The organism is Streptomyces sp. NPDC057445 (genome assembly GCF_042802855.1).
Lineage (GTDB): Bacteria > Actinomycetota > Actinomycetes > Streptomycetales > Streptomycetaceae > Streptomyces.
This window is the reverse complement of the sequence record NZ_JBHVDH010000010.1, coordinates 1-18,874: the sequence shown is the minus strand read 5'-3', so window position 1 is coordinate 18,874 and position 18,874 is coordinate 1. Positions and strand designations below refer to the sequence as shown.

Sequence of the window (18,874 nt, the reverse complement as noted above, 5' to 3'; positions counted from 1 at the left end):
TCCGTCCCCTTTTGGGCGATAAGTTCACCCGTAAGGAGTAAATGCGCTCAAGTGGCGAGAAGGGTGTGCCTGTTACTGCCTACGGTCGCCGGGTGACGAGCAGCATGCTGGAGCCTCCTACGCCCACCACCGGCGCACAGCGGGCGAACCGCCGTGCGCACGGCCACCGGCCGACTCTCGGGCAGACCCCGCCCGCCCGGTACGAGGCGTACCTCGACGGGCTGTTCACGTACTGCCTTTCCGCGCTCTGCGACCACGACGGGGCGACGGCCGTGCTCGGCGATGTCCTGGCCTTCTCCGAGCGGCACCACGGGCGTTGTCCCGCCGGGGAGTCCGGGCGGAAAGCATGGCTGTACGCGCTGGCCAGGTGGGCCTGTCTGCGTGAGCTCGCCGACCAGAAGCGCCGCAAGCGGCAGGGGACGGGCGGGGCGCACAGCCGGCGTTCCGTACCCACCCCCGACGACGCCGCGCCCCCGGTGTCGCCCGAGGCCGCCGAGCGGCACCGCGCAGAGCTGGCCCTGCTCGCCTGGCCGGAAGCCGCGGGCACCACCCCCGAGCAGCGCGAGGCGCTCGAGCTCGCGGTACGGCATCAGCTCACCCCGGGTGAGGTCGCGTCGGTCCTCGGCATGGACGCCGCCCGCGCGCGAGAGCTGCTCGCGACCGCCGCCTGCGAGGTGGAGCGCACGCGCGCGGCGCTCGCCGTGGTCGAGACCGGCAACTGCCCGTCCGTCGCGCGGTTCACCGGTGACCACCATGTGCTGCTCTCCGCCACACTGCGGCGCGAGCTCGTACGGCACGTCGACGACTGCCCTCGCTGCCGTCGTACCGCCGAGCGTGCCGGCACGGGCACGACCTGGCCGGGGGCGTCCGTCACTCCCCCCGCGACGGGTGGCGGGACTCCCGGACCGCTGCCTCTCGTGCCGGCGCCCCGAGCCGCGGCGCACATGGCGATGCTGCACGTCCCAAGGACGCGTACCGGTGCGCCCCGCTTCGGGCGCCACGGGTTCCCCGTCGATCCCAAGGACCACGTGGCCCGGCGTGACCGGCTGCGGACCCGGGCGGTCACCACCACCGTTGTCGCGACCGTCGTCGCCGCGCCCGTGCTGGCGCTCTGGGCGGCGTACCGCGGCGCACCGGTCATCGGCGAGGGGCGCGACGGCTCCTCGGTCTCCGCGAGCGAGGCGGACGACCCTGCGGGCATGCAGGGCGACCCGTACGACCACTACGAAAATGCCGGGAACGCGCGCCAGAACCCTGGCCACCGCTTCACCGCCGGGAGCAGGACGCCGGGAATGCTCCCGGCGGCGGCGGAGGGGATCTCGGTCCAGGTGATCAGCACGGGGCCACCGCCGGCCGGCTCGTCGGTTCCCGGCCGGGGACCGGGCCGGCTCACGGTCGAGGCACAGCCTTCTGGCGACACCACGATGATCACCATGACCGCGTCGGGTGGCGCGCCGGTCTCCTGGTCCCTGTGGACCGACGCCCCCTGGCTCTACGCGAGCCTCACGTCCGGCACCTTGTATCCGGGCGAGTCCGTCACCGTCCAGGTATTCGTCGACCATGCCGCGGAACCGGCCGGCCCGTGGACCGCCCGAGTGGGCGTCGACCCCTCCGGAGTGGTGATGGAAGTAAGGGGCCACGGCACGACTCCCGCCCCGGAGCCGCCCCCGTCCGACCCGCCACCCTCGGAGCCCCCACCTTCCGAGCCCCCGCCCGACTCGGAGCCTCCGCCCACCTCCGAGCCCCCACCGGCCTCGGAGCCTCCACCGGCCTCCGAGCCGCCCTCGGAGCCGGAGCCGCCCGGCGAGCCGTCCCCGGACCCGGAGCCACCCGCCACCTCGGGTTGAGGAAGCGTTTCTCCGGCCCACGCCGTCTCCTGCCTGGCCTCGTAGGCCAAACGGTTCCCTGCCACGCGGCCGGTGCTCACCGGTTCCGGCCACAGGAGCGACGCGGCGCCCGCTCGTGCCCGCCGCCTCAGGCGGGATCCGCCGGGTGCGGAGCCACCAGCGGAAGTTGCGCGGCCAGACGGGTCTCGCACAGTTCGACCAGGACGTCGTAGGCCTCCTTGCCCATCAGCTCCGTGAGCTCCGGGCGGTACGTCACGTACACCGGGTCGCCCGCGCCGTGCGCCGATGTCGCCGACGTGCACCACCAGTGGAGGTCGTGGCCGCCAGGGCCCCAGCCCCTCCTGTCGTACTCACCGATCGAGATCTGGAGCACGCGCGTGTCGTCGGGGCGGTCGATCCAGTCGTACGTCCGGCGCACCGGCAGCTGCCAGCACACATCGGGCTTGGTCTCGAGCGGCTCGCGGCCCTCCTTCAGGGCCAGGATGTGCAAGGAGCACCCGGCGCCGGCCGCGAACCCCGGACGGTTCTGGAAGATGCAGGAGCCCTCCCAGCGGCGCGTCTGGCGGTCGCCGTCCTCGTCGACCTCGACCCAGCCCGACTCCGTCCCCACGTCGTGGAACTCCCACAGCTCCGGTGTGAGCCGCGCCACATGCCCGGCGACCCGCTTCTCGTCGTCCTTGTCGGAGAAGTGCGCCCCGAGCGTGCAGCAGCCGTCGTCGGCGCGCCCCGCCTGGATCCCCTGGCAGCCGCTGCCGAAGATGCAGTTCCAGCGTGAGGTCAGCCAGGTCAGATCACAGCGGAAGACCTGTTCGTCGTCCGCGGGGTCGGCGAACTCCACCCAGGCACGGGGAAAGTCCAGCCCTTTCTCGTCCGGCTCGCCGAGCCGGGAGTCGCTTCGGGCACCCTCCGCCGCCTTCACCGCCTTCTTCGTGGACTTCTCCTGGGCAGCTTTGCCCGGCTTCGTCTTTTTCGTCTTTGGCACGAGTCAAGCGTATGCGCGCGACAGCAGTAGCGTTCCGTACATGAGACTCGGAGTCCTCGACGTCGGTTCGAACACGGTGCATCTGCTGGTGGTGGACGCGCATCCCGGTGCGCGCCCGATTCCCGCCCACTCCCACAAGGTGGAGCTGCGCCTTGCCGAACTTCTCGACGGAGACGGGGCCATCGGCCCCGACGGCGTCGACCGGCTGATCGCCACAGTCCAGGACGCCCAGCAGGCCGCCGAGGACAAGGGCTGCGAGGACGTCCTCCCCTTCGCCACGTCCGCCGTCCGCGAGGCCACCAACGCCGATGCCGTGCTGGAGCGCGTCAGGGCGGTGACGGGCATCGACCTCCAGGTCCTCACCGGCGCGGAGGAGGCACGGCTCACGTTTCTCGCCGCCCGCCGCTGGTTCGGCTGGTCCGCGGGCAAGCTCCTCGTCCTGGACATCGGCGGCGGTTCGCTGGAGATCGCGTTCGGCATCGACGAGGAGCCGGACGCCGCCCGCAGCCTTCCCCTCGGCGCGGGCCGGCTGACGGCCGCGATGCTGCCCGGCGACCCGCCCGACCCTGACGACGTGCGTGCGCTGCGCCGCCATGTGCGGGCGCAGATCGCCCGTACGGTCGGCGAGTTCAGCCGCTTCGGCCGCCCCGACCATGTCGTCGCCACGTCCAAGACCTTCAAGCAGCTCGCCCGTATCGCGGGGGCCGCGCGCTCCGCCGAGGGCCTGTACGTGCAGCGTGATCTGAGCCGTTCGGCGCTCGAGGAATGGGTCCCCAAGCTCGCCGCGATGACCGCCGCCCAGCGCTCCATGCTCCCGGGCGTGTCGGAGGGCCGTTCGGCGCAGCTGCTGGCAGGGGCCCTGGTCGCGGAGGGCGCGATGGACCTCTTCGGAGTCGATGACCTGGAAATCTGCCCGTGGGCGCTGCGTGAGGGTGTGATCCTCCGGCGGCTGGACCACATGCCGACCGGCTGATGCCGTCCGCCCACCCCCTGATGCCGCAACGCAAGGCCCGTACGCTGTCCCTCGTGGCAGAACCAGTGGTGCGCATCCCGGATGCGAAGGTTGCGCTGTCGACGGCCTCCGTCTATCCGGAGTCGACGGCGACGGCCTTCGAGATCGCCGCGCGCCTCGGGTACGACGGTGTCGAGGTCATGGTCTGGACGGACCCGGTCAGTCAGGATCTCGAGGCGCTGCGCCGGCTCTCCGACTACCACGAGGTGCCGATCCTGGCCGTCCACGCGCCATGTCTGCTGATCACCCAGCGGGTCTGGTCCACCGACCCGTGGGTGAAGCTGCAGCGCGCCCAGTCGGCGGCGGAGAAGCTCGGGGCGTCGACCGTCGTGGTCCACCCCCCGTTCCGCTGGCAGCGCCAGTACGCCCGTGACTTCGTCTCCGGCATCTGGCGGATGGCCAACGAAACGGATGTGCGCTTCGCCGTCGAGAACATGTACCCGTGGCGCTACCGCGACCGCGAGATGCTCGCGTACGCCCCCGACTGGGACGTCACCAAAGAGGACTACCGGCACTTCACGATCGATCTCTCGCACACGTCCACGTCCCGTACGGACACCCTGGCCATGGTCGACCGGATGGGCGACCGGCTCGGGCACGTCCATCTCGCGGACGGCAAGGGCTCCGCGAAGGACGAGCACCTGGTCCCCGGGCGCGGCGACCAGCCGTGCGCCGAGCTGCTCGAACGGCTGGCCCGTACCGGCTTCGACGGCCACGTCGTCGTCGAGGTCAATACGCGGCGGGCCATGTCGGCGGCGGAGCGGGAGGCCGACCTCGCGGAGGCACTGGCCTTCACCAGGCTGCATCTGGCCTCGGCGAACGTGTCGGCACACGGCGTCACCGGCACCCCGGGCCCCGCGAGCGGATCATGACCGCGGCGCAACCGAGGCGGCGCGGCCGGCCCGCCCGGACGGAGGCGGACACCGGTCCCGGAGCACGGGAGCGCATCCTGCAGGCCGCCCGTACGGAGTTCTCGGAGCGCGGCTACGACAAGACGTCGGTGCGCGGCATCGCCAAGGCGGCCGAGGTCGACCCCGCTCTCGTCCATCACTACTTCGGTACGAAGGACGAGGTCTTCGCCGCTGCGATCGAGATGTCCTTCGAGCCCGTGATCGTCGTTCCCTCGGTCCTCGGCGAAGGCCCCGAAGGCATCGGCGAAAGGCTCGCCCGCTATTTCATCGGCGTCTGGGAGAACCCCGCGACCCGTGCGCCACTGCTGGCGATCATCCGTTCCGCCCTGACGCACGAGGCGGCGGCGAAGGTCCTGCGCGGCTTCGTGCTGCGGCGGGTGCTCGAGCGGGTGGCGGCCGATCTCGACGTACCGAACCCGAAGTTCCGGGCCGAGCTCGCGGCCTCGCACATGATCGGCATCGCGGTCCTGCGCTATGTGATCCAGGTGGAGCCGCTGGCTTCTGCGGATCCGGAGGAGATCATCGCGCTGGTCGCACCGACGCTCCAGCGGTACCTGACGGAGAGCTGAGCCGTCCGTCGACGGTGCGGCGGCACCTGCCCGAGAGCCCCGCAGCCCGGCCGAGAGCTCCGGCGACACCTGGCCGAGAGCCCCCGGCAGCCCCGCCGAGAGCCCCGGCGGCACCTGACGGGAGCCGAGCCGGCCGGGGAAGCTGCCCGAAAGGCGGAACCCCGTCCCGTATTCCGGACATGATGTCCAGATCTTGGAGCGGCGGCGTAGGCTCGACAGGAGTCAGCACTGCCTGAAGGAGCGAGCGACGATGCCCGATCTGAGGTCCCGCACAGTCACCCATGGCCGCAACATGGCGGGCGCCCGCGCCCTTATGCGCGCGTCGGGCGTAGCGAGCGCGGACATCGGCAAGCCGATCATCGCGGTCGCCAACTCCTTCACCGAGTTCGTGCCCGGTCACACCCACCTTGCTCCGGTCGGCAGGATCGTCTCCGAAGCGATCCTGGCCGCAGGGGCCGTGCCCCGCGAGTTCAACACCATCGCCGTCGACGACGGAATCGCGATGGGCCACGGCGGCATGCTCTACAGCCTGCCGTCCCGCGAGCTGATCGCCGACTCCGTGGAGTACATGGTCGAGGCGCACTGCGCGGACGCCCTGATCTGCATCTCCAACTGCGACAAGATCACTCCGGGGATGCTGATGGCCGCTATGCGCCTCAACATCCCCGCGATCTTCGTCTCCGGCGGTCCCATGGAGGCCGGTCAGGCCACCCTGGTCGACGGCACGGTCCGCAAGCTGGACCTGATCAACGCCATCGTGGACGCGGTCAACGAGAACGTGTCCGACGAGGACGTCCTCCGCATCGAGGAGAACGCCTGTCCGACCTGCGGTTCGTGTTCCGGCATGTTCACCGCCAACTCGATGAACTGCCTCACAGAGGCGATCGGCCTGTCCCTCCCAGGCAACGGCTCCGTCCTCGCCACGCACACCGCACGCAAGGCCCTGTACGAGACCGCCGGCCGCACCGTCGTCGAGATCACCAAGCGCTACTACGAGCAGGGCGACGAGTCCGTCCTGCCCCGCAACATCGCCACCCGTGAGGCCTTCGAGAACGCCATGGCCCTCGACATCGCCATGGGCGGCTCGACCAACACGATCCTCCATCTGCTGGCCGCCGCCCAGGAGGCCGAGCTCGGCTACGACCTCACCGACATCGACGCCGTCTCGCGTCGAGTCCCGTGCCTGTCCAAGGTCGCGCCGAACGTCGCCCCCGGCGGCACGTACTACATGGAGGACATCCACCGCGCCGGCGGTATCCCCGCCATCCTGGGCGAGCTCTACCGCGGCGGGCTGCTGAACGAGGACGTCCACACCGTGCACTCGGCGTCACTGGCGGAGTGGCTCAAGACCTGGGACGTCCGTGGCGGCTCCCCCTCGGCAGAGGCGGTCGAAATGTGGCACGCGGCGCCGGGCTGCGTCCGTTCCGCCACCGCGTTCTCGCAGTCCGAGCGCTGGGAGTCCCTGGACGTCGACGCGGAGGGCGGCTGCATCCGCTCCGTCGAGCACGCCTACTCGAAGGACGGCGGGCTGGCCGTGCTCAAGGGCAACCTCGCCGTCGACGGATGTGTCGTGAAGACGGCCGGTGTCGACGAGTCGATCTGGACCTTCGAGGGCCCGGCCGTCGTCTGCGAGTCCCAGGAGGAGGCGGTCGACAAGATCCTCTCCAAGGTCGTGAAGGAGGGCGATGTCGTCGTCATCCGTTACGAGGGCCCGCGCGGCGGTCCGGGCATGCAGGAGATGCTCTACCCGACGTCGTTCCTGAAGGGCCGCGGACTCGGCAAGGCCTGCGCCCTCGTCACGGACGGCCGCTTCTCCGGCGGCACGTCGGGCCTGTCCATCGGCCACGCGTCCCCGGAAGCCGCCTCGGGCGGCACGATCGCCCTCGTCGAGGACGGCGACCTCATCCGCATCGACATCCCGAACCGCTCGATCGAGGTCGTGGTCGACGAGGCCACGCTCGCGGCCCGTCGCGAGGCGCTGGGCGGCGTGTACGCCCCGAAGAACCGCGAGCGCAAGGTCTCAGCGGCTCTGCGGGCGTACGCGGCGATGGCGACGAGCGCGGACAAGGGAGCGGTCAGGGACGTGTCGCAGCTGGGCTGAGCGCGGGCCGGCGATCGAGGCCGGTGCCGGCCGTGTCAGCGCGGCCGGACCGGTACGCCGGACCGGTACGCCGGACCGGTACGCCGGGACCGGCTGCTTCGGTCGGCACGGGCGCCGTTCCCGCCACGGCCTCACCGTGCTCGCGCCCGCGGCGGCTCACCAGCCCCCGGGGTCCGCGGCGTCCACGGCGAACACGGAACCGTCCGGGGCGGTCGCGAAGACCTTCCCGGTGGCCGGCACCGGGGCGGGCAGCGCGGCCGAGTAGGCGGAACCCTCGCTCATGCGCGGCCTGGTCTGCCCGAGCTGCGCACCGCGCCCGGCGTCGACCGCCAGCAGCCGCCCGTCGGCGCCGCTCAGATAGACCCGGCCGCCGTCGACGACGGGCGGCGACGACCGCGACACGTACGTCTCCAGCCGCCATCGCTGCCCGCCACTCCCGGCCGTGTCCACGGCCAGCAGCGATCCGCCCGCACCCACCAGGTAGACGGTGCTCCCGGCGGCCGCCGCCTGCGCCTGGTCCACCACCACCGGCAGCGGGACGCGCCGGACTTCGTGGGAGGCGGTGTCGAGGCGTACGACGGCGGTCGTGTAACCGTCGGTGTCGGCGGCCAGCAGGAGAAGCGCGTCCCCCGAGGCGGGTGCCACGGGCGACAGCGAGCCCTTCAGCCGCTTGCTCCAGCGCACGTCGCCGCTGCCGGGGGCGACCGCCCGGATGACCGTGCTCGCGCCGTCGGGACCCGGAGTGACGGCGAAGACGGTCGCAGAGCCGTCCGGCGCGGCCGCCCACTGCGTGCCCGTCGAGCCCAGCCGCTTCCGCCACCGTTCCGAGCCCGTCGCGGCGTCGAGCGCCCGCACGGTCCCGTCCGGGCCGATGAGCAGGACGACGCCCTCGGCGTGGCCGACCGTGGCGTACGAGGTGATACCGACACCCCAGCGGGTGGCCCCCGAATCGGGGTCGAGGGCTTCGAGTCGCTTGCCGTCCGCGGTTCTTGCGTACAGCAGTCCGCCGGCGAGCACGGGGGCCTCGCTCTCGTACCCCGCACCCCCGCCGGCTCCGGTGGCCTTCCGCGACCAGAGCGGTCTGCCGTCGGTGGGGGCCAGGCGGGCGGCCATCACGCCCGGCGCCGAGCAGTACAGCGCGTCGCCGTCGGACGAACAGGCGGGCATCCGGTGCGTGCCGCCGCCCTGGGCGAGTGTCGTCTGCCACGGTGCGAGGGTCTGCCCGGTGCCGGTCGCGACCGGTCCACGGGCCGGGTGGCCGCTGCCGCTGTCCGACACGGCGGAGCGGATACCGGCGTACGCACCGGCGAGCAGACCCGCGACGGCGATGCCGACGACGGCGTTGCGCACGCGGCGACGCCGCGGCGGAGGCGGCGAACCGGAATCCGCGTGTTCCCGGGCGATCTGCTTCCCGGCGGCGTGGCCCTGGGCCGCCGCCTCGGGTTCCGCGTGTCCCGCGTGTCCCGCGTGTCCCGCGTCTCCCGTGTCTCCGGCGTTCCCCGGGTCGGCCGCGTCCGCTTCCGCGCCCGATCCGCCCGCGCCCGCGTCGCGCATGCCGGGGCGGACCTCGGCCACCGGCATCCGCTGGACCGGTATGAACGCCGTCGTCACATCTCCCACCGGCGCCCGCAGCTCCGCCATCACCTCGCCCGGTGCGGGCCTGTCCCCGGGGTCCTTGGCCAGACAGCGGGCCAGCAGCGGCACGAGCTCCTCGGGCACACCCGCCAGGTCCGGTTCGTTGTGCACGACCTGATACGCCACGATGTACGGGCTGTCGGAACCGAAGGGCCCGCGTCCGGTCGCTGCATGCACGAGTACCGCCGCCATCGCGAACACATCGGCGGCGGGACCGACATCGCGCGGCCGCTGGAACTGCTCGGGCGCCATGAAGGGCGGGGTGCCGATCAACTTCCCCGTCTCCGTGCGCAGATCACTGTCCGCCGGGCGGGAGATGCCGAAGTCGATGACTTTCGGGCCGTCGGCCGCGAGCATCACATTGCTCGGCTTGAGATCGCGGTGGACGACGCCGGCGCGATGGATGTCGCGCAGCGCCTCGGCGAGCCCCGATCCCACTCTGCGCAGCTCACCGAGGCTCAACGGGCCGTTCCGCTTGACGCGTTCGGCGAGGGTCGGGCCGTTGATGAACAGCGTCGCCATCCACGGTCGTACGGCATCCGGGTCGGCGTCCACGACAGGCGCCGTGAAGGCCCCGCTCACCTTGCGCGCGGCGGCCACTTCCTGCCGGAAACGTGCCCTGAACTCGGGATCCGTGGCGTGTTCCGCATGCACGACCTTGATCGCGAGGCGTAGCCCGGACGCGGACGTGGCCAGATGGACGACGCCCATGCCGCCCGAGCCCAGAGTCTCCTCGAGACGGTACTGCCCTGCGTGTTCCGGATGTTCCGCTTCCGGGACGGGCCCGGTGCTGCGCAGCGGTGGCATCGCCCACCCCCGTGTTCTCTGTCCGCAAGCGCGACTCACGGAGCCTAGTCGATGGTTCGTACGAGACCGACGCGGCTTGCTAGCCTGCGCGGCGCAACGTTTTTCGGACAAACGGGGGAGGCCCGCAATGGCCGTCGAGAGAACCGAAGGAACGGAACCTTCCGCACGGGCGGAACAGGGGGAGCAGGCCGTAGAGGCGGGGCCCGCCGTCTCCGCCGAGCCGCGCGCGGCTCGGCGCTACTCGGTCGCCCCCGGGCACAGGGTGAACGTCCGCAGTGGCCCCGGTACCCAGTACCAGGTCGTCAAGGTGCTCCCGTACGGCGCGCGGGTGCCGATCAACTGCCAGAAGCCGGGCGAGACGGTGACCGGCCCGTACGGGACGACGAACCTCTGGGACAACATCGCCAACGGCCAGTTCGTCTCCGACGCGTACGTCAACACCGGCACCGACGGTTACGTGGCCGTGCGCTGCGCCTGACCGGGTCCGGATGCCCAGGGGATAATCGGCCTCGTGAGCGAGAACCACGACGAGAACCGGGGCAGCGCGAGCAAGGACGGCGGCTCCGGTGCCGGAGCACCCGGCGCCGCCTCCCGCACCGGCCCGCAACCCGAGCCGATCCGTTTCTTCGGCACCACCTGGGTCGGCCATGACGGCGGCTACGCCCTGCGCCGCGCCGCCGTCGCCGTGGGGTCCGTCGCCTCGGCCGCAGCCGGGTGCCTCGTTCTCCGGTTCGCCCACGAGGGCCTGGTGACCGCGCAGGTCGGAGGCTTCGTCAACACCCTCGTGATCGTCATGTTCGCCGTCTGCAGTGCCGTCGCCTTCCGCAAGACCTGGGAGGGCTTCACCCGCCGCCCCGCCGATCCTTCCCGTGAGGAGTCCCTGCGGAGTCTGAAGGCGATCGGCTTCATCGGCTCCCTCCTCGCGTACTTCGTCCGCTCCCTCACCGAGGCCCCCGGCGAGAAACTGCTGCGCGGCGAGTACGAGACGGCGCTCAGGCACTACGAGAAGCGCCGCACCACGCGCAGCGATCCGGCAGCCCGGAGGAAGCCGAAGCGGCGCTAGCGTGCACGCCTGCCGGTTCATCCGGCCTCCGGTGTCACATTCCGCGTCTCCGGAGCGTCTCCCTCCAGAAGGAACCGCACCAAGGAGGGGCACCGGACCATGGCAGAGCTCACGCTCTTCGAGCAGCATCGCGACCGGCTGTGGGGTATCGCCTACCGCATCACCGGCTCCGTCGCCGACGCCGACGACGCCGTACAGGAGGCCTGGCTGCGCTGGCAGGGCCTGCCGGACGGGGAGGCCCGCGACCCGCGCGCGTATCTGACCACGGTGATCAGCCGGATCTGCTACGACCAGCTCGGCTCGGCCCGTGCGCGCCGCGAGGCGTATGTCGGCCCCTGGCTGCCCGAGCCGGTGATCAGTGAGGACGGCCCCGAGGACCGGGTGACTCTCGACGAGTCCGTTGGGATGGCGATGCTCACCGTCCTGGAACGGCTCACTCCCGCCGAGCGCACGGCTTTCATCCTTCACGACGTGTTCGCCGTGCCCTTCACGGAGATCGCCGCGGTCGTCGGCCGTACCCCCGACTCGGTACGGCAGCTCGCCTCCCGCGCCCGCCGCCGTGTCCGCGCGGAGGCGCCCCGCAGGTCCGTCGACCGGGGCGAACACCGCAGGGCCGTCGACGCGTTTCTGACCGCGGTGGCGGGCGGCGACTTCGAGGGGCTGCTGGAGATCCTCGACCCCGATGTGGTCTGGCGGTCGGACGGCGGCGGGAAGGTCATGGCGGCCCGGCTGCCGGTCCTCGGCAACGAGAAGGTCGCCCGCTTCGCCCAGCGCCTCATGCGGGGCTTCGACCCGAAGACCGTGCAGGTGCTGGTGAGGGAGGTGAACGGCGCCCCGGGCCTGGTCCTCGCCGACGCGGCGAGCGCGTGGGGCGCGGTGTTCGCGTTCACGGTGGACGGCGGGCGGATCACCGAGATCGATGTCGTCATCAACCCCGACAAGCTCCGCCACCTGGGCTTCGGCGGCGGCACGGAGACCTGACCGGCGGCGCCCGCCTGACGGGCGGCACCGTCATACTCCGCGGGCCTGTGTCTCGGCGCGGGCCGGTGCGGGGCTCATGGCCGCTCTGCGGCCGGCCCCGCACGTGTCGCCCTCGTCGATCCGAGCGACCGCTTCACGGAACGCATCCGGCTGCATGAACTGGCCGCCGGACGCCCCGACGTGACCCGTCCGCTCACCGGACCCCTGCGCTCCACCGGCGTCGGACACATCCCGGCGCGGCCACCGCCATCGACACGGCCGTCCGGGAGGTGAACGGACGACGGCCGCCGACTGCCCTACGACCGGCTGGTGTACGCACTCGGCAGCCGTACGGCCGCGCGGGCGCGGGCCGACGCGCTCACACACCCGAGTCCGCCGTCGCCCTGTACAGCCGTCGCCCTGTACAAGCGGCTCGAGGACGGCACCGGTTCACTCCCGATCGTCGTCGGCGGCGGTCGACCGGCATCGAACTCGCCGCAGAACTCGCCGAGTCCCACCCCGACCGGAGCGTCCGCCCCCACTCGGCCGGGGGCATCGGCGCGGGCCTCTCCGCGCGCGGCCGGTACCACCCTTGCCGCCCTTGCCGTCCTTGCCGTCCTTGCCGTGCGAGGTGTACGGATCGAGGAGAGCCACTACGGGTCGCCCACGCCGACGAGCTCGACGTGGACGAGGTCGTCCGACGCCGGCGATGATCCCCGACACCGAACTGGCCGCATCCGCCTGCATCGCGCTCGAACCGTCCGGCCGCATCGCTGTCGACGGCGCCCTGCGCTCGGTGTCACACCCCGAGGTGTACGTCGCGGGCGACGCCGCCGCGGCCGGCCCGCCAAGGGCCGGGACCTTGCGCATGGCCTGCGCGACGGCCTTGCCCACGGGCTCGCACGCCGCCTCGTCGATCATCTACGGGTTCCGTGGCAGGGAACCCCGGCCCCTGGACTTCCGCCGCCTCCCTCAGTGCGTGAGTCTCGGCCGCACGACGGCCTTGGTCCAGTTCGTCCGCGCCGACGACAGGCCGCACGACCGCTTCCTCAAAGGCGGTTCGGCCGCCCGCACCAAGGAACGGATCGTGCGCTCCGCCCTCCGCCTCCTGTGCCGGGCCTCCCGTCGCCCGTGGTCGGTCCCCCTGACCCCGGGGATGTCCAGAGCCGGTGGCCGCGCGGGCGCACCGCTTGACGGTTCGTTCTCCCCCGGAGCATTATTCATCGCATGATGAATAATGCTCCGGGAGCGGCTGAGGGCGTCGGCAGCGCCGCCATCCACGCCCGCGCCCTCACCGTCCTCCGTGGCGCCCGAACCGTCCTGCGGGGCCTCGACTTCGACGTACCGCCCGGCCGGATCACCGGTCTCCTCGGCCCCTCCGGCTGCGGCAAGTCGACGCTCATGCGTGCGGTCGTCGGCACCCAGGCCAGGGTCACCGGCACCCTCGAAGTCCTCGGCCGCCCCGCGGGGGACGCCGCCCTCCGCTCCCGGATCGGCTATGTCACCCAAGCCCCCTCCGTCTACGACGACCTGACCGTCCGCCAGAACCTCGACTACTTCGCGGCGATCCTCGACCCCGGACGCGCCGCCGCCGAACGGCGCAGGCAGCACGTCACCCAGGCCATCGCCGACGTCGACCTCGCCGGCCACGCCGACGCCCTCGCCGGAAACCTCTCAGGCGGACAGCGCAGCCGTGTCTCGCTCGCCGTCGCCCTCCTCGGCACCCCGGAGCTGCTCGTCCTCGACGAGCCCACAGTGGGCCTCGACCCGGTGCTCCGCCGCGATCTGTGGGACCTCTTCCACCGCATCGCAGCCGAGCGTGGCACCGCCATCCTGGTGTCCTCGCACGTCATGGACGAAGCCGAGCGCTGCCACCGCCTCCTGCTCCTGCGCGAAGGCGAACTCCTCGCCGACGACACCCCCGAAGCCCTCCGGCGCCGCAACGACACCGCGACCGTCGAGGACGCCTTCCTCCACCTCGTCGACACGGCCAACGCCCTCCAGGAGACCGCACGATGAACTCGGCCCGTACCCTCGCCACCGCCGCCCGCGTCCTGCGCCAGCTGCGCCACGACCCCCGCTCGATCGCCCTGATGATCCTGGTGCCGTGCGTGATGCTCTTCCTGCTGCGCTACGTCTTCGACGGCAGCCCGCAGGTGTTCGACTCCATCGGCGCCTCGCTCCTCGGCATCTTCCCCCTCATCACGATGTTCCTGGTGACCTCCATCGCCACTCTGCGCGAGCGCACCTCCGGAACCCTTGAACGCCTGCTCGCCATGCCCCTCGGTAAGGGCGATCTGATCGCCGGCTACGCCCTGGCCTTCGGCCTGCTCGCCATGATCCAGTCCAGCCTCGCCACCGGTCTCGCGCTCTGGTTCCTCGGCCTCGACGTCGTCGGTTCGCCCTGGCTGCTCCTCCTCGTGGCCCTCCTCGACGCCCTGCTCGGCACGGCCCTGGGGCTGTTCGTCTCCGCCTTCGCCGCCTCCGAGTTCCAGGCGGTCCAGTTCATGCCGGCCGTGATCTTCCCTCAGCTGCTGCTCTGCGGCCTGTTCGCCGCCCGCGACACCATGCAGCCCGTCCTCGAAGGCATCTCGAACGTGCTGCCCATGTCGTACGCCGTCGACGGCATGAACGAGGTCCTCCGCCACACCGACGTCACCGCCGACTTCATCCGGGACGGCCTCGTCGTCGCCGCCTGCGCCCTGCTGGTCCTCGCGCTCGGCGCGGCCACACTCCGCCGTCGCACCGCCTGACCGCCCCTCGGACACCACCGACACCACGGCGGGTCCGGTGCAAGGATGTCCATGTCCGCGGATGAACCGTTCACGGACATGGACCACCCTGTACGTGCACACGCACCACCCCCGGCGAGGTGACCCGCATGACCCAGACAGTCGCAGTCCTCGGCACCGGCAAGATCGGCGAGGCCCTGCTCAGCGGCATGATCCGGGCCGGCTGGCCCGCCGCCGCGCTCCTGGTCACCGCGCGCCGCGCCGAACGCGCAGAAGAGCTCCGTGCCCGTTACGGCGTCGAGGCCGTCACCAATGCCGACGCCGCCAAGCGTGCCGACACCCTGATCCTGGCCGTCAAGCCCCAGGACATGAACAGGCTCCTCGACGAACTCGCCCCGCATGTGTCCGCCGACCGTCTTGTCATCAGCGCCGCGGCCGGTATCACCACCTCCACCATCGAGGACCGCCTCGCGCCCAACACCCCCGTCGTCCGTGTCATGCCGAACACGCCCGTCCTCGTCGACGAAGGCATGTCCGTCATCTCCGCCGGAAGCCACGCCACCGCCGCTCACCTCGCCCACACAGAGGAGATCTTCGGCGGAGTCGGCAAGACGCTCCGCGTCCCCGAGTCCCAGCAGGACGCCGCAACGGCACTCTCCGGCTCCGGCCCGGCCTACTTCTACTTCCTCGTCGAGGCCATGACCGACGCAGGCATCCTCCTGGGCCTGCCCCGCGCCCAGGCCCACGACCTGATCGTCCAGGCCGCCATCGGCGCCGCCGTGATGCTCCGCGACTCCGGCGAGCACCCGGTCAAGCTCCGCGAGGCCGTGACCTCCCCGGCCGGGACCACCATCAGCGCGATCCGCGAGCTGGAGAACCACGGGGTGCGCGCCGCCCTCATCGCCGCCCTGGAAGCCGCCCGCGACCGCAGCCGCGAACTCGCCTCCGGCAACGGCTGAGGCTCACCCGCCGACAGCGGCGAGCAGCTCCCGCGTCGCCACGACCGTCGCGAACCCGCCGCCGTGCAGTGACACGGCGGTGGCCCGCGCCAACTCCTCCGCACCGAGCTTCCAGCCGAAAGGCCCGGCGAGATCGAAGGTGTACGTCGCGTCCAGCGGGAACAGCACCTCGTACCCCAGGTTCCCGCCCATCCGCGCCGTGGTCTCCACGCACATGTTGGTCTGGATACCTGCCACCACGAACTGCCGAACCCCCTGAGCCTCGAACCACGCGCCCAGATCCGGAGTTCCGTAGAACGCCGAGTTCACGGACTTCGTCACCAGCAGCTCGGCCCCATTGCCGTTCCCTCTCCTTTCCTCCACGTACTCCTTGAAGGCATTCCCCTCGTATCCGGGCCGCAGGGGAGAGCCGGGGTTCCCGGAGTCGTGCCGCACAAAGACGACCGGCCTCCCGCTCGACTGCCACGCGTCGATCAGCGACGCGATGTTCCCGTCCGCCTCCGGATTGCCCCGAGGTCCCCAGAACCCCTCCTCTTCGAACCCCTTCTGTACGTCGACGACAACCAGCGCTGCGTTCTCTGCGATCTCCATGCCTCGATGCTGCCGCGACGGGCCGCCCCGCCCCAGAGGCGCGAAAGACAGCGATCGATGGTTTACTGCCACCATGGCGACCCGGTCGGAGGAACCTCAGCGCATCGCCCTCCTCTCCTTCCCCGGCATCCGGGCCTTCGACGTCTCCGTGATCAGCGAGGTCTGGGGCGTCGACCGCACCGACCGCGGCGTGCCCCCCTTCGAGCTCCGCCGGACGGGTTCCGACCACACTCCCGTCCCCATGCGCGGCGGCCTCAGCCTCACCCCGGACCGCACCCTCGCATGGCTCACCCACGCCGACCTCGTCGTCGTCCCCGGCCTCGACGATCACCTCACCCCCGCACCACCTCCGGTCCTCGAAGCCCTCCGCCGCGCCCACACCCGCGGTACCCCGATCGCCGCACTCTGCGGCGGAGCCTTCACGCTCGCCCAGGCCGGCCTGCTCGACGGCCGCCGCGCGATCACCCACTGGGGCCTCACCCACGTCCTCCGCGAGCACCACCCCCAGGTCACCGTCGTCCCCGACGCGCTCTTCCTTCACGACGCCAACATCTGGACCTCCGCAGGCACCGCCGCGGGTATCGACCTCTGTCTTCACCTTGTCCGCATCACCCATGGAGCCGAGGCGGCAGCCACCATCGCCCGGTCGATGGTCACCGCTCCCTTCCGAACCGGCACGCAGGCCCAATTCATCGAGCACCCCGTCCCCCGATCCGACCGTGACGCGGACGCCCTCACCGCCCTTCGTGAATACGCCCTGGCCAATCTCGCGGAACCCCATACCGTCGCGTCCCTGGCCGCCCGCGCGGGTATGTCCGCACGCTCCTTCGCCCGTCACTTCCAGGCCACCACGGGCACCACCCCCCTCCACTGGCTCATCACCCAGCGCGTCGCGGCCGCTCAGAAACTCCTCGAACTCACCGATCACCCCATCCCCGAAGTCGCCCGGCGCACGGGCTTCGGCAGCGAGGTGACCATGCGCCAGCACTTCGCCGCCCACCTCGCCACCAGCCCACGCGACTACCGGGCCGCCTTCCGTCACCCGGCCGGAAGCAGCCCGATCGCCTCATAGGCGCGGTCCACCAGAGGGCGGGCCATGGCCCTGGCCCGCGCGGCCCCCGCCCTCAGCACCTCGTCCACATGCCCGGGATCGGCCGCCAGCTCCGCGTGCCGCTCCCGCAAGGGCCTCAGCAGTTCCACCACGGCCTCGGCCGTGTCCTTCTTCAACGCGCCGTACGACTGGTATTCACCGGCCAGGGCCTCCGGGTTCCCGTTCTCACAGGCGGAGAGGATCTCCAGCAGATTCGCCACCCCCGGGCGGCTCTCCCGGTCGTACTCGACGCTCTGCCCGCTGTCCGTCACAGCCCGCATGATCTTGCGCCGGACCTCGTCCGGCTCGTCGAGCAGATAGACGATCCCGGCCCTGTTCGCGTGCGACTTCGCCATTTTCGACGTGGGGTCCTGCAGGTCCATCACCCTCGCCGCGACCTTCGGATGCGTCGCCCTCGGGACCGTGAACACATGCCCGTACCGCTGGTTGAACCGCACCGCCAGATCCCGGGTCAGCTCGACATGCTGCGTCTGGTCGTCCCCGACCGGGACCTCGTCCGTCCCGTACGCCAGGATGTCCGCCGCCATCAGCGCGGGATAGGTCAGCAACGACAGCCGCACACTCTCTCCCGCGGCCCGGGCCGGCGCACTCTTCTCCTAGTACTGGATCATGCGCCGCATCTCGCCGTCGGTGGCCGTGCACTCCAGCAGATACGAGAGCCGGGCGTGCTCGTCCACATGACTCTGTACGAACACGGTGCACAGCTCGGGATCCAGCCCCGCGGCCAGCAGCACCGTCGCCGCCTGTCGACTGAGTCTGCGCACCCGCGCCGGATCGTGCTCCACGGTCAGCGCGTGCAGATCCACGACGCTGAACAGCGCATCCGAGGAATGCTGATCCTGCTCGGCCCACCGTCGTACGGCCCCGAGATAGTTGCCCAGGGTCAGATGCCCCGTCGGCTTGACCCCACTGAAGCTCCGCGCCATCTGCTCGTTCTCCCTCTCCGGTCGAGGCCGCCGCACTGGCGACCGAGCCTCCCGGGAGGGAGAAACACGAACGGCCGCCGAAGGCGGCGGCCGTTGGGTGCATGCGTGATTGCCGGCCGCCGTCAGGCGGCCCACCACAGAAGGGTGCACGCGTGCGTAGTCATACCGTCAAGGCTACGCCAGGAGGTCGGGGTTGACATGGAGATTGTCGATGCGTAGTGTTCTCCGAGTTGTCCGACGTGAGCACCGACTCCGGTCGGCCCCGGGCAGCCATTCCGCAGAACCACTCCGAGCGAGCGACTCTTCGTCGCCTCGCTTTCCGTGCACTTTTGCGAAATGAGGAATCCGCGTTCGAGTGAACGTATCCCGATTAGCGTCGGGGGCAGCGATTCCGCTAAAGTCTCACTCGTCGGAACGGCCGCGAGGTCGGAACGGCAACCCCCTCCGACGGGGAATCGGGCCCGAAAGGATCTGATAGAGTCGGAATCGCCGGAAAGGGAATTCGCGAAAGCGGAGGAACGGCCCGGCAGCCCGCTCCAGCGGGTGGCAGAAACGGAAATCGGATCTGCTAAGCTGGAAACACGAAAGACCGAAGGGAAGCGCCCGGAGGAAAGCCCGAGAGGGTGAGTACAAAGGAAGCGTCCGTTCCTTGAGAACTCAACAGCGTG

16 protein-coding genes and 1 pseudogene are annotated in these 18,874 nt (G+C 71.2%); 13 read left to right on the top strand and 4 right to left on the bottom strand.

Going from position 1 to position 18,874, the window contains the following annotated elements; all coding sequences use genetic code 11:
- Window positions 1–104 precede the first annotated feature (104 nt).
- Window positions 105–1,847: a hypothetical protein gene (locus ACFU5O_RS21640; RefSeq protein ID WP_384243236.1), complete on the top strand. Its 1,743-nt coding sequence runs from the start codon at window positions 105–107 to the stop codon at window positions 1,845–1,847.
- Window positions 1,848–1,974: 127 nt separating this feature from the next.
- Here the strand turns inward: ACFU5O_RS21640 and ACFU5O_RS21635 are convergent, their stop codons facing one another.
- Window positions 1,975–2,766: a hypothetical protein gene (locus ACFU5O_RS21635; RefSeq protein ID WP_384243234.1), complete on the bottom strand. Its 792-nt coding sequence runs from the start codon at window positions 2,764–2,766 to the stop codon at window positions 1,975–1,977.
- A 103-nt stretch (window positions 2,767–2,869) separates the two neighbouring features.
- On the opposite strand from ACFU5O_RS21635, the gene ACFU5O_RS21630 reads away from it, so the two are divergent.
- From ACFU5O_RS21630 to ilvD, 4 genes are all read left to right on the top strand, one after another.
- Window positions 2,870–3,802, top strand: coding sequence for a Ppx/GppA family phosphatase (locus ACFU5O_RS21630; protein WP_384242846.1), 933 nt, complete (start codon window positions 2,870–2,872; stop codon window positions 3,800–3,802).
- A gap of 53 nt (window positions 3,803–3,855) precedes the next feature.
- Window positions 3,856–4,713, top strand: coding sequence for a sugar phosphate isomerase/epimerase family protein (locus tag ACFU5O_RS21625; protein ID WP_384242843.1), 858 nt, complete (start codon window positions 3,856–3,858; stop codon window positions 4,711–4,713).
- Complete coding sequence (locus tag ACFU5O_RS21620; RefSeq protein ID WP_384242841.1) at window positions 4,710–5,321, top strand: TetR family transcriptional regulator; 612 nt, start codon at window positions 4,710–4,712, stop codon at window positions 5,319–5,321. The genes ACFU5O_RS21625 and ACFU5O_RS21620 overlap by 4 nt, the downstream gene beginning before the upstream one ends.
- A 250-nt stretch (window positions 5,322–5,571) precedes the next feature.
- Complete coding sequence (gene ilvD / locus ACFU5O_RS21615; protein ID WP_384242839.1) at window positions 5,572–7,422, top strand: dihydroxy-acid dehydratase; 1,851 nt, start codon at window positions 5,572–5,574, stop codon at window positions 7,420–7,422.
- Window positions 7,423–7,578: 156 nt separating this feature from the next.
- Here ilvD and ACFU5O_RS21610 read toward each other — a convergent pair whose 3' ends face one another.
- Window positions 7,579–9,864 carry a PQQ-binding-like beta-propeller repeat protein gene (locus tag ACFU5O_RS21610; RefSeq protein WP_384242836.1) on the bottom strand — a complete coding sequence of 762 codons (2,286 nt, stop codon included), beginning with the start codon at window positions 9,862–9,864 and terminating at the stop codon, window positions 7,579–7,581.
- A gap of 127 nt (window positions 9,865–9,991) precedes the next feature.
- Here ACFU5O_RS21610 and ACFU5O_RS21605 point away from each other — a divergent pair, with 127 nt between their 5' ends.
- From ACFU5O_RS21605 to proC, 7 genes are all read left to right on the top strand, one after another.
- The gene (locus ACFU5O_RS21605) at window positions 9,992–10,342 is read left to right on the top strand and encodes a peptidase (protein ID WP_384242834.1); all 351 of its coding nucleotides are present in this window, start codon (window positions 9,992–9,994) and stop codon (window positions 10,340–10,342) included.
- 33 nt (window positions 10,343–10,375) lie between these two features.
- Window positions 10,376–10,927 carry a hypothetical protein gene (locus ACFU5O_RS21600; RefSeq protein WP_384242832.1) on the top strand — a complete coding sequence of 184 codons (552 nt, stop codon included), beginning with the start codon at window positions 10,376–10,378 and terminating at the stop codon, window positions 10,925–10,927.
- 99 nt (window positions 10,928–11,026) lie between these two features.
- Window positions 11,027–11,908, top strand: coding sequence for an RNA polymerase sigma factor SigJ (sigJ, locus tag ACFU5O_RS21595; RefSeq protein WP_384242830.1), 882 nt, complete (start codon window positions 11,027–11,029; stop codon window positions 11,906–11,908).
- Between the two features lie 688 nt (window positions 11,909–12,596).
- Window positions 12,597–13,118 (top strand): hypothetical protein, encoded by a 522-nt coding sequence (locus tag ACFU5O_RS21590; protein ID WP_384242829.1) that lies wholly within the window; start codon window positions 12,597–12,599, stop codon window positions 13,116–13,118.
- Window positions 13,115–13,906: an ABC transporter ATP-binding protein gene (locus tag ACFU5O_RS21585; protein ID WP_384242827.1), complete on the top strand. Its 792-nt coding sequence runs from the start codon at window positions 13,115–13,117 to the stop codon at window positions 13,904–13,906. The genes ACFU5O_RS21590 and ACFU5O_RS21585 overlap by 4 nt, the downstream gene beginning before the upstream one ends.
- On the top strand, window positions 13,903–14,640 hold the full coding sequence (locus ACFU5O_RS21580) for an ABC transporter permease (RefSeq protein WP_384242824.1): 738 nt from the start codon (window positions 13,903–13,905) through the stop codon (window positions 14,638–14,640). Before ACFU5O_RS21585 ends, ACFU5O_RS21580 begins: the two co-directional genes overlap by 4 nt.
- Before the next feature lie 128 nt (window positions 14,641–14,768).
- Window positions 14,769–15,578 (top strand): pyrroline-5-carboxylate reductase, encoded by an 810-nt coding sequence (gene proC, locus ACFU5O_RS21575; protein WP_384242822.1) that lies wholly within the window; start codon window positions 14,769–14,771, stop codon window positions 15,576–15,578.
- A gap of 3 nt (window positions 15,579–15,581) precedes the next feature.
- On the opposite strand, the gene ACFU5O_RS21570 is transcribed toward proC, so the two are convergent.
- A complete protein-coding gene (locus ACFU5O_RS21570; protein ID WP_384242820.1) occupies window positions 15,582–16,169 on the bottom strand; it encodes a cysteine hydrolase family protein in 588 nt (195 codons plus the stop codon).
- 73 nt (window positions 16,170–16,242) lie between these two features.
- Between ACFU5O_RS21570 and ACFU5O_RS21565 the strand changes: the two genes are divergently transcribed.
- The gene (locus ACFU5O_RS21565; protein ID WP_384242818.1) at window positions 16,243–17,241 is read left to right on the top strand and encodes a GlxA family transcriptional regulator; all 999 of its coding nucleotides are present in this window, start codon (window positions 16,243–16,245) and stop codon (window positions 17,239–17,241) included.
- On the opposite strand, the pseudogene trpS reads toward ACFU5O_RS21565, so the two are convergent.
- A pseudogene (gene trpS, locus ACFU5O_RS21560) lies at window positions 17,208–18,206 on the bottom strand (tryptophan--tRNA ligase). The gene ACFU5O_RS21565 and the pseudogene trpS sit on opposite strands and share 34 nt — an antisense overlap.
- Between the last annotated feature and the right edge of the window lie 668 nt (window positions 18,207–18,874).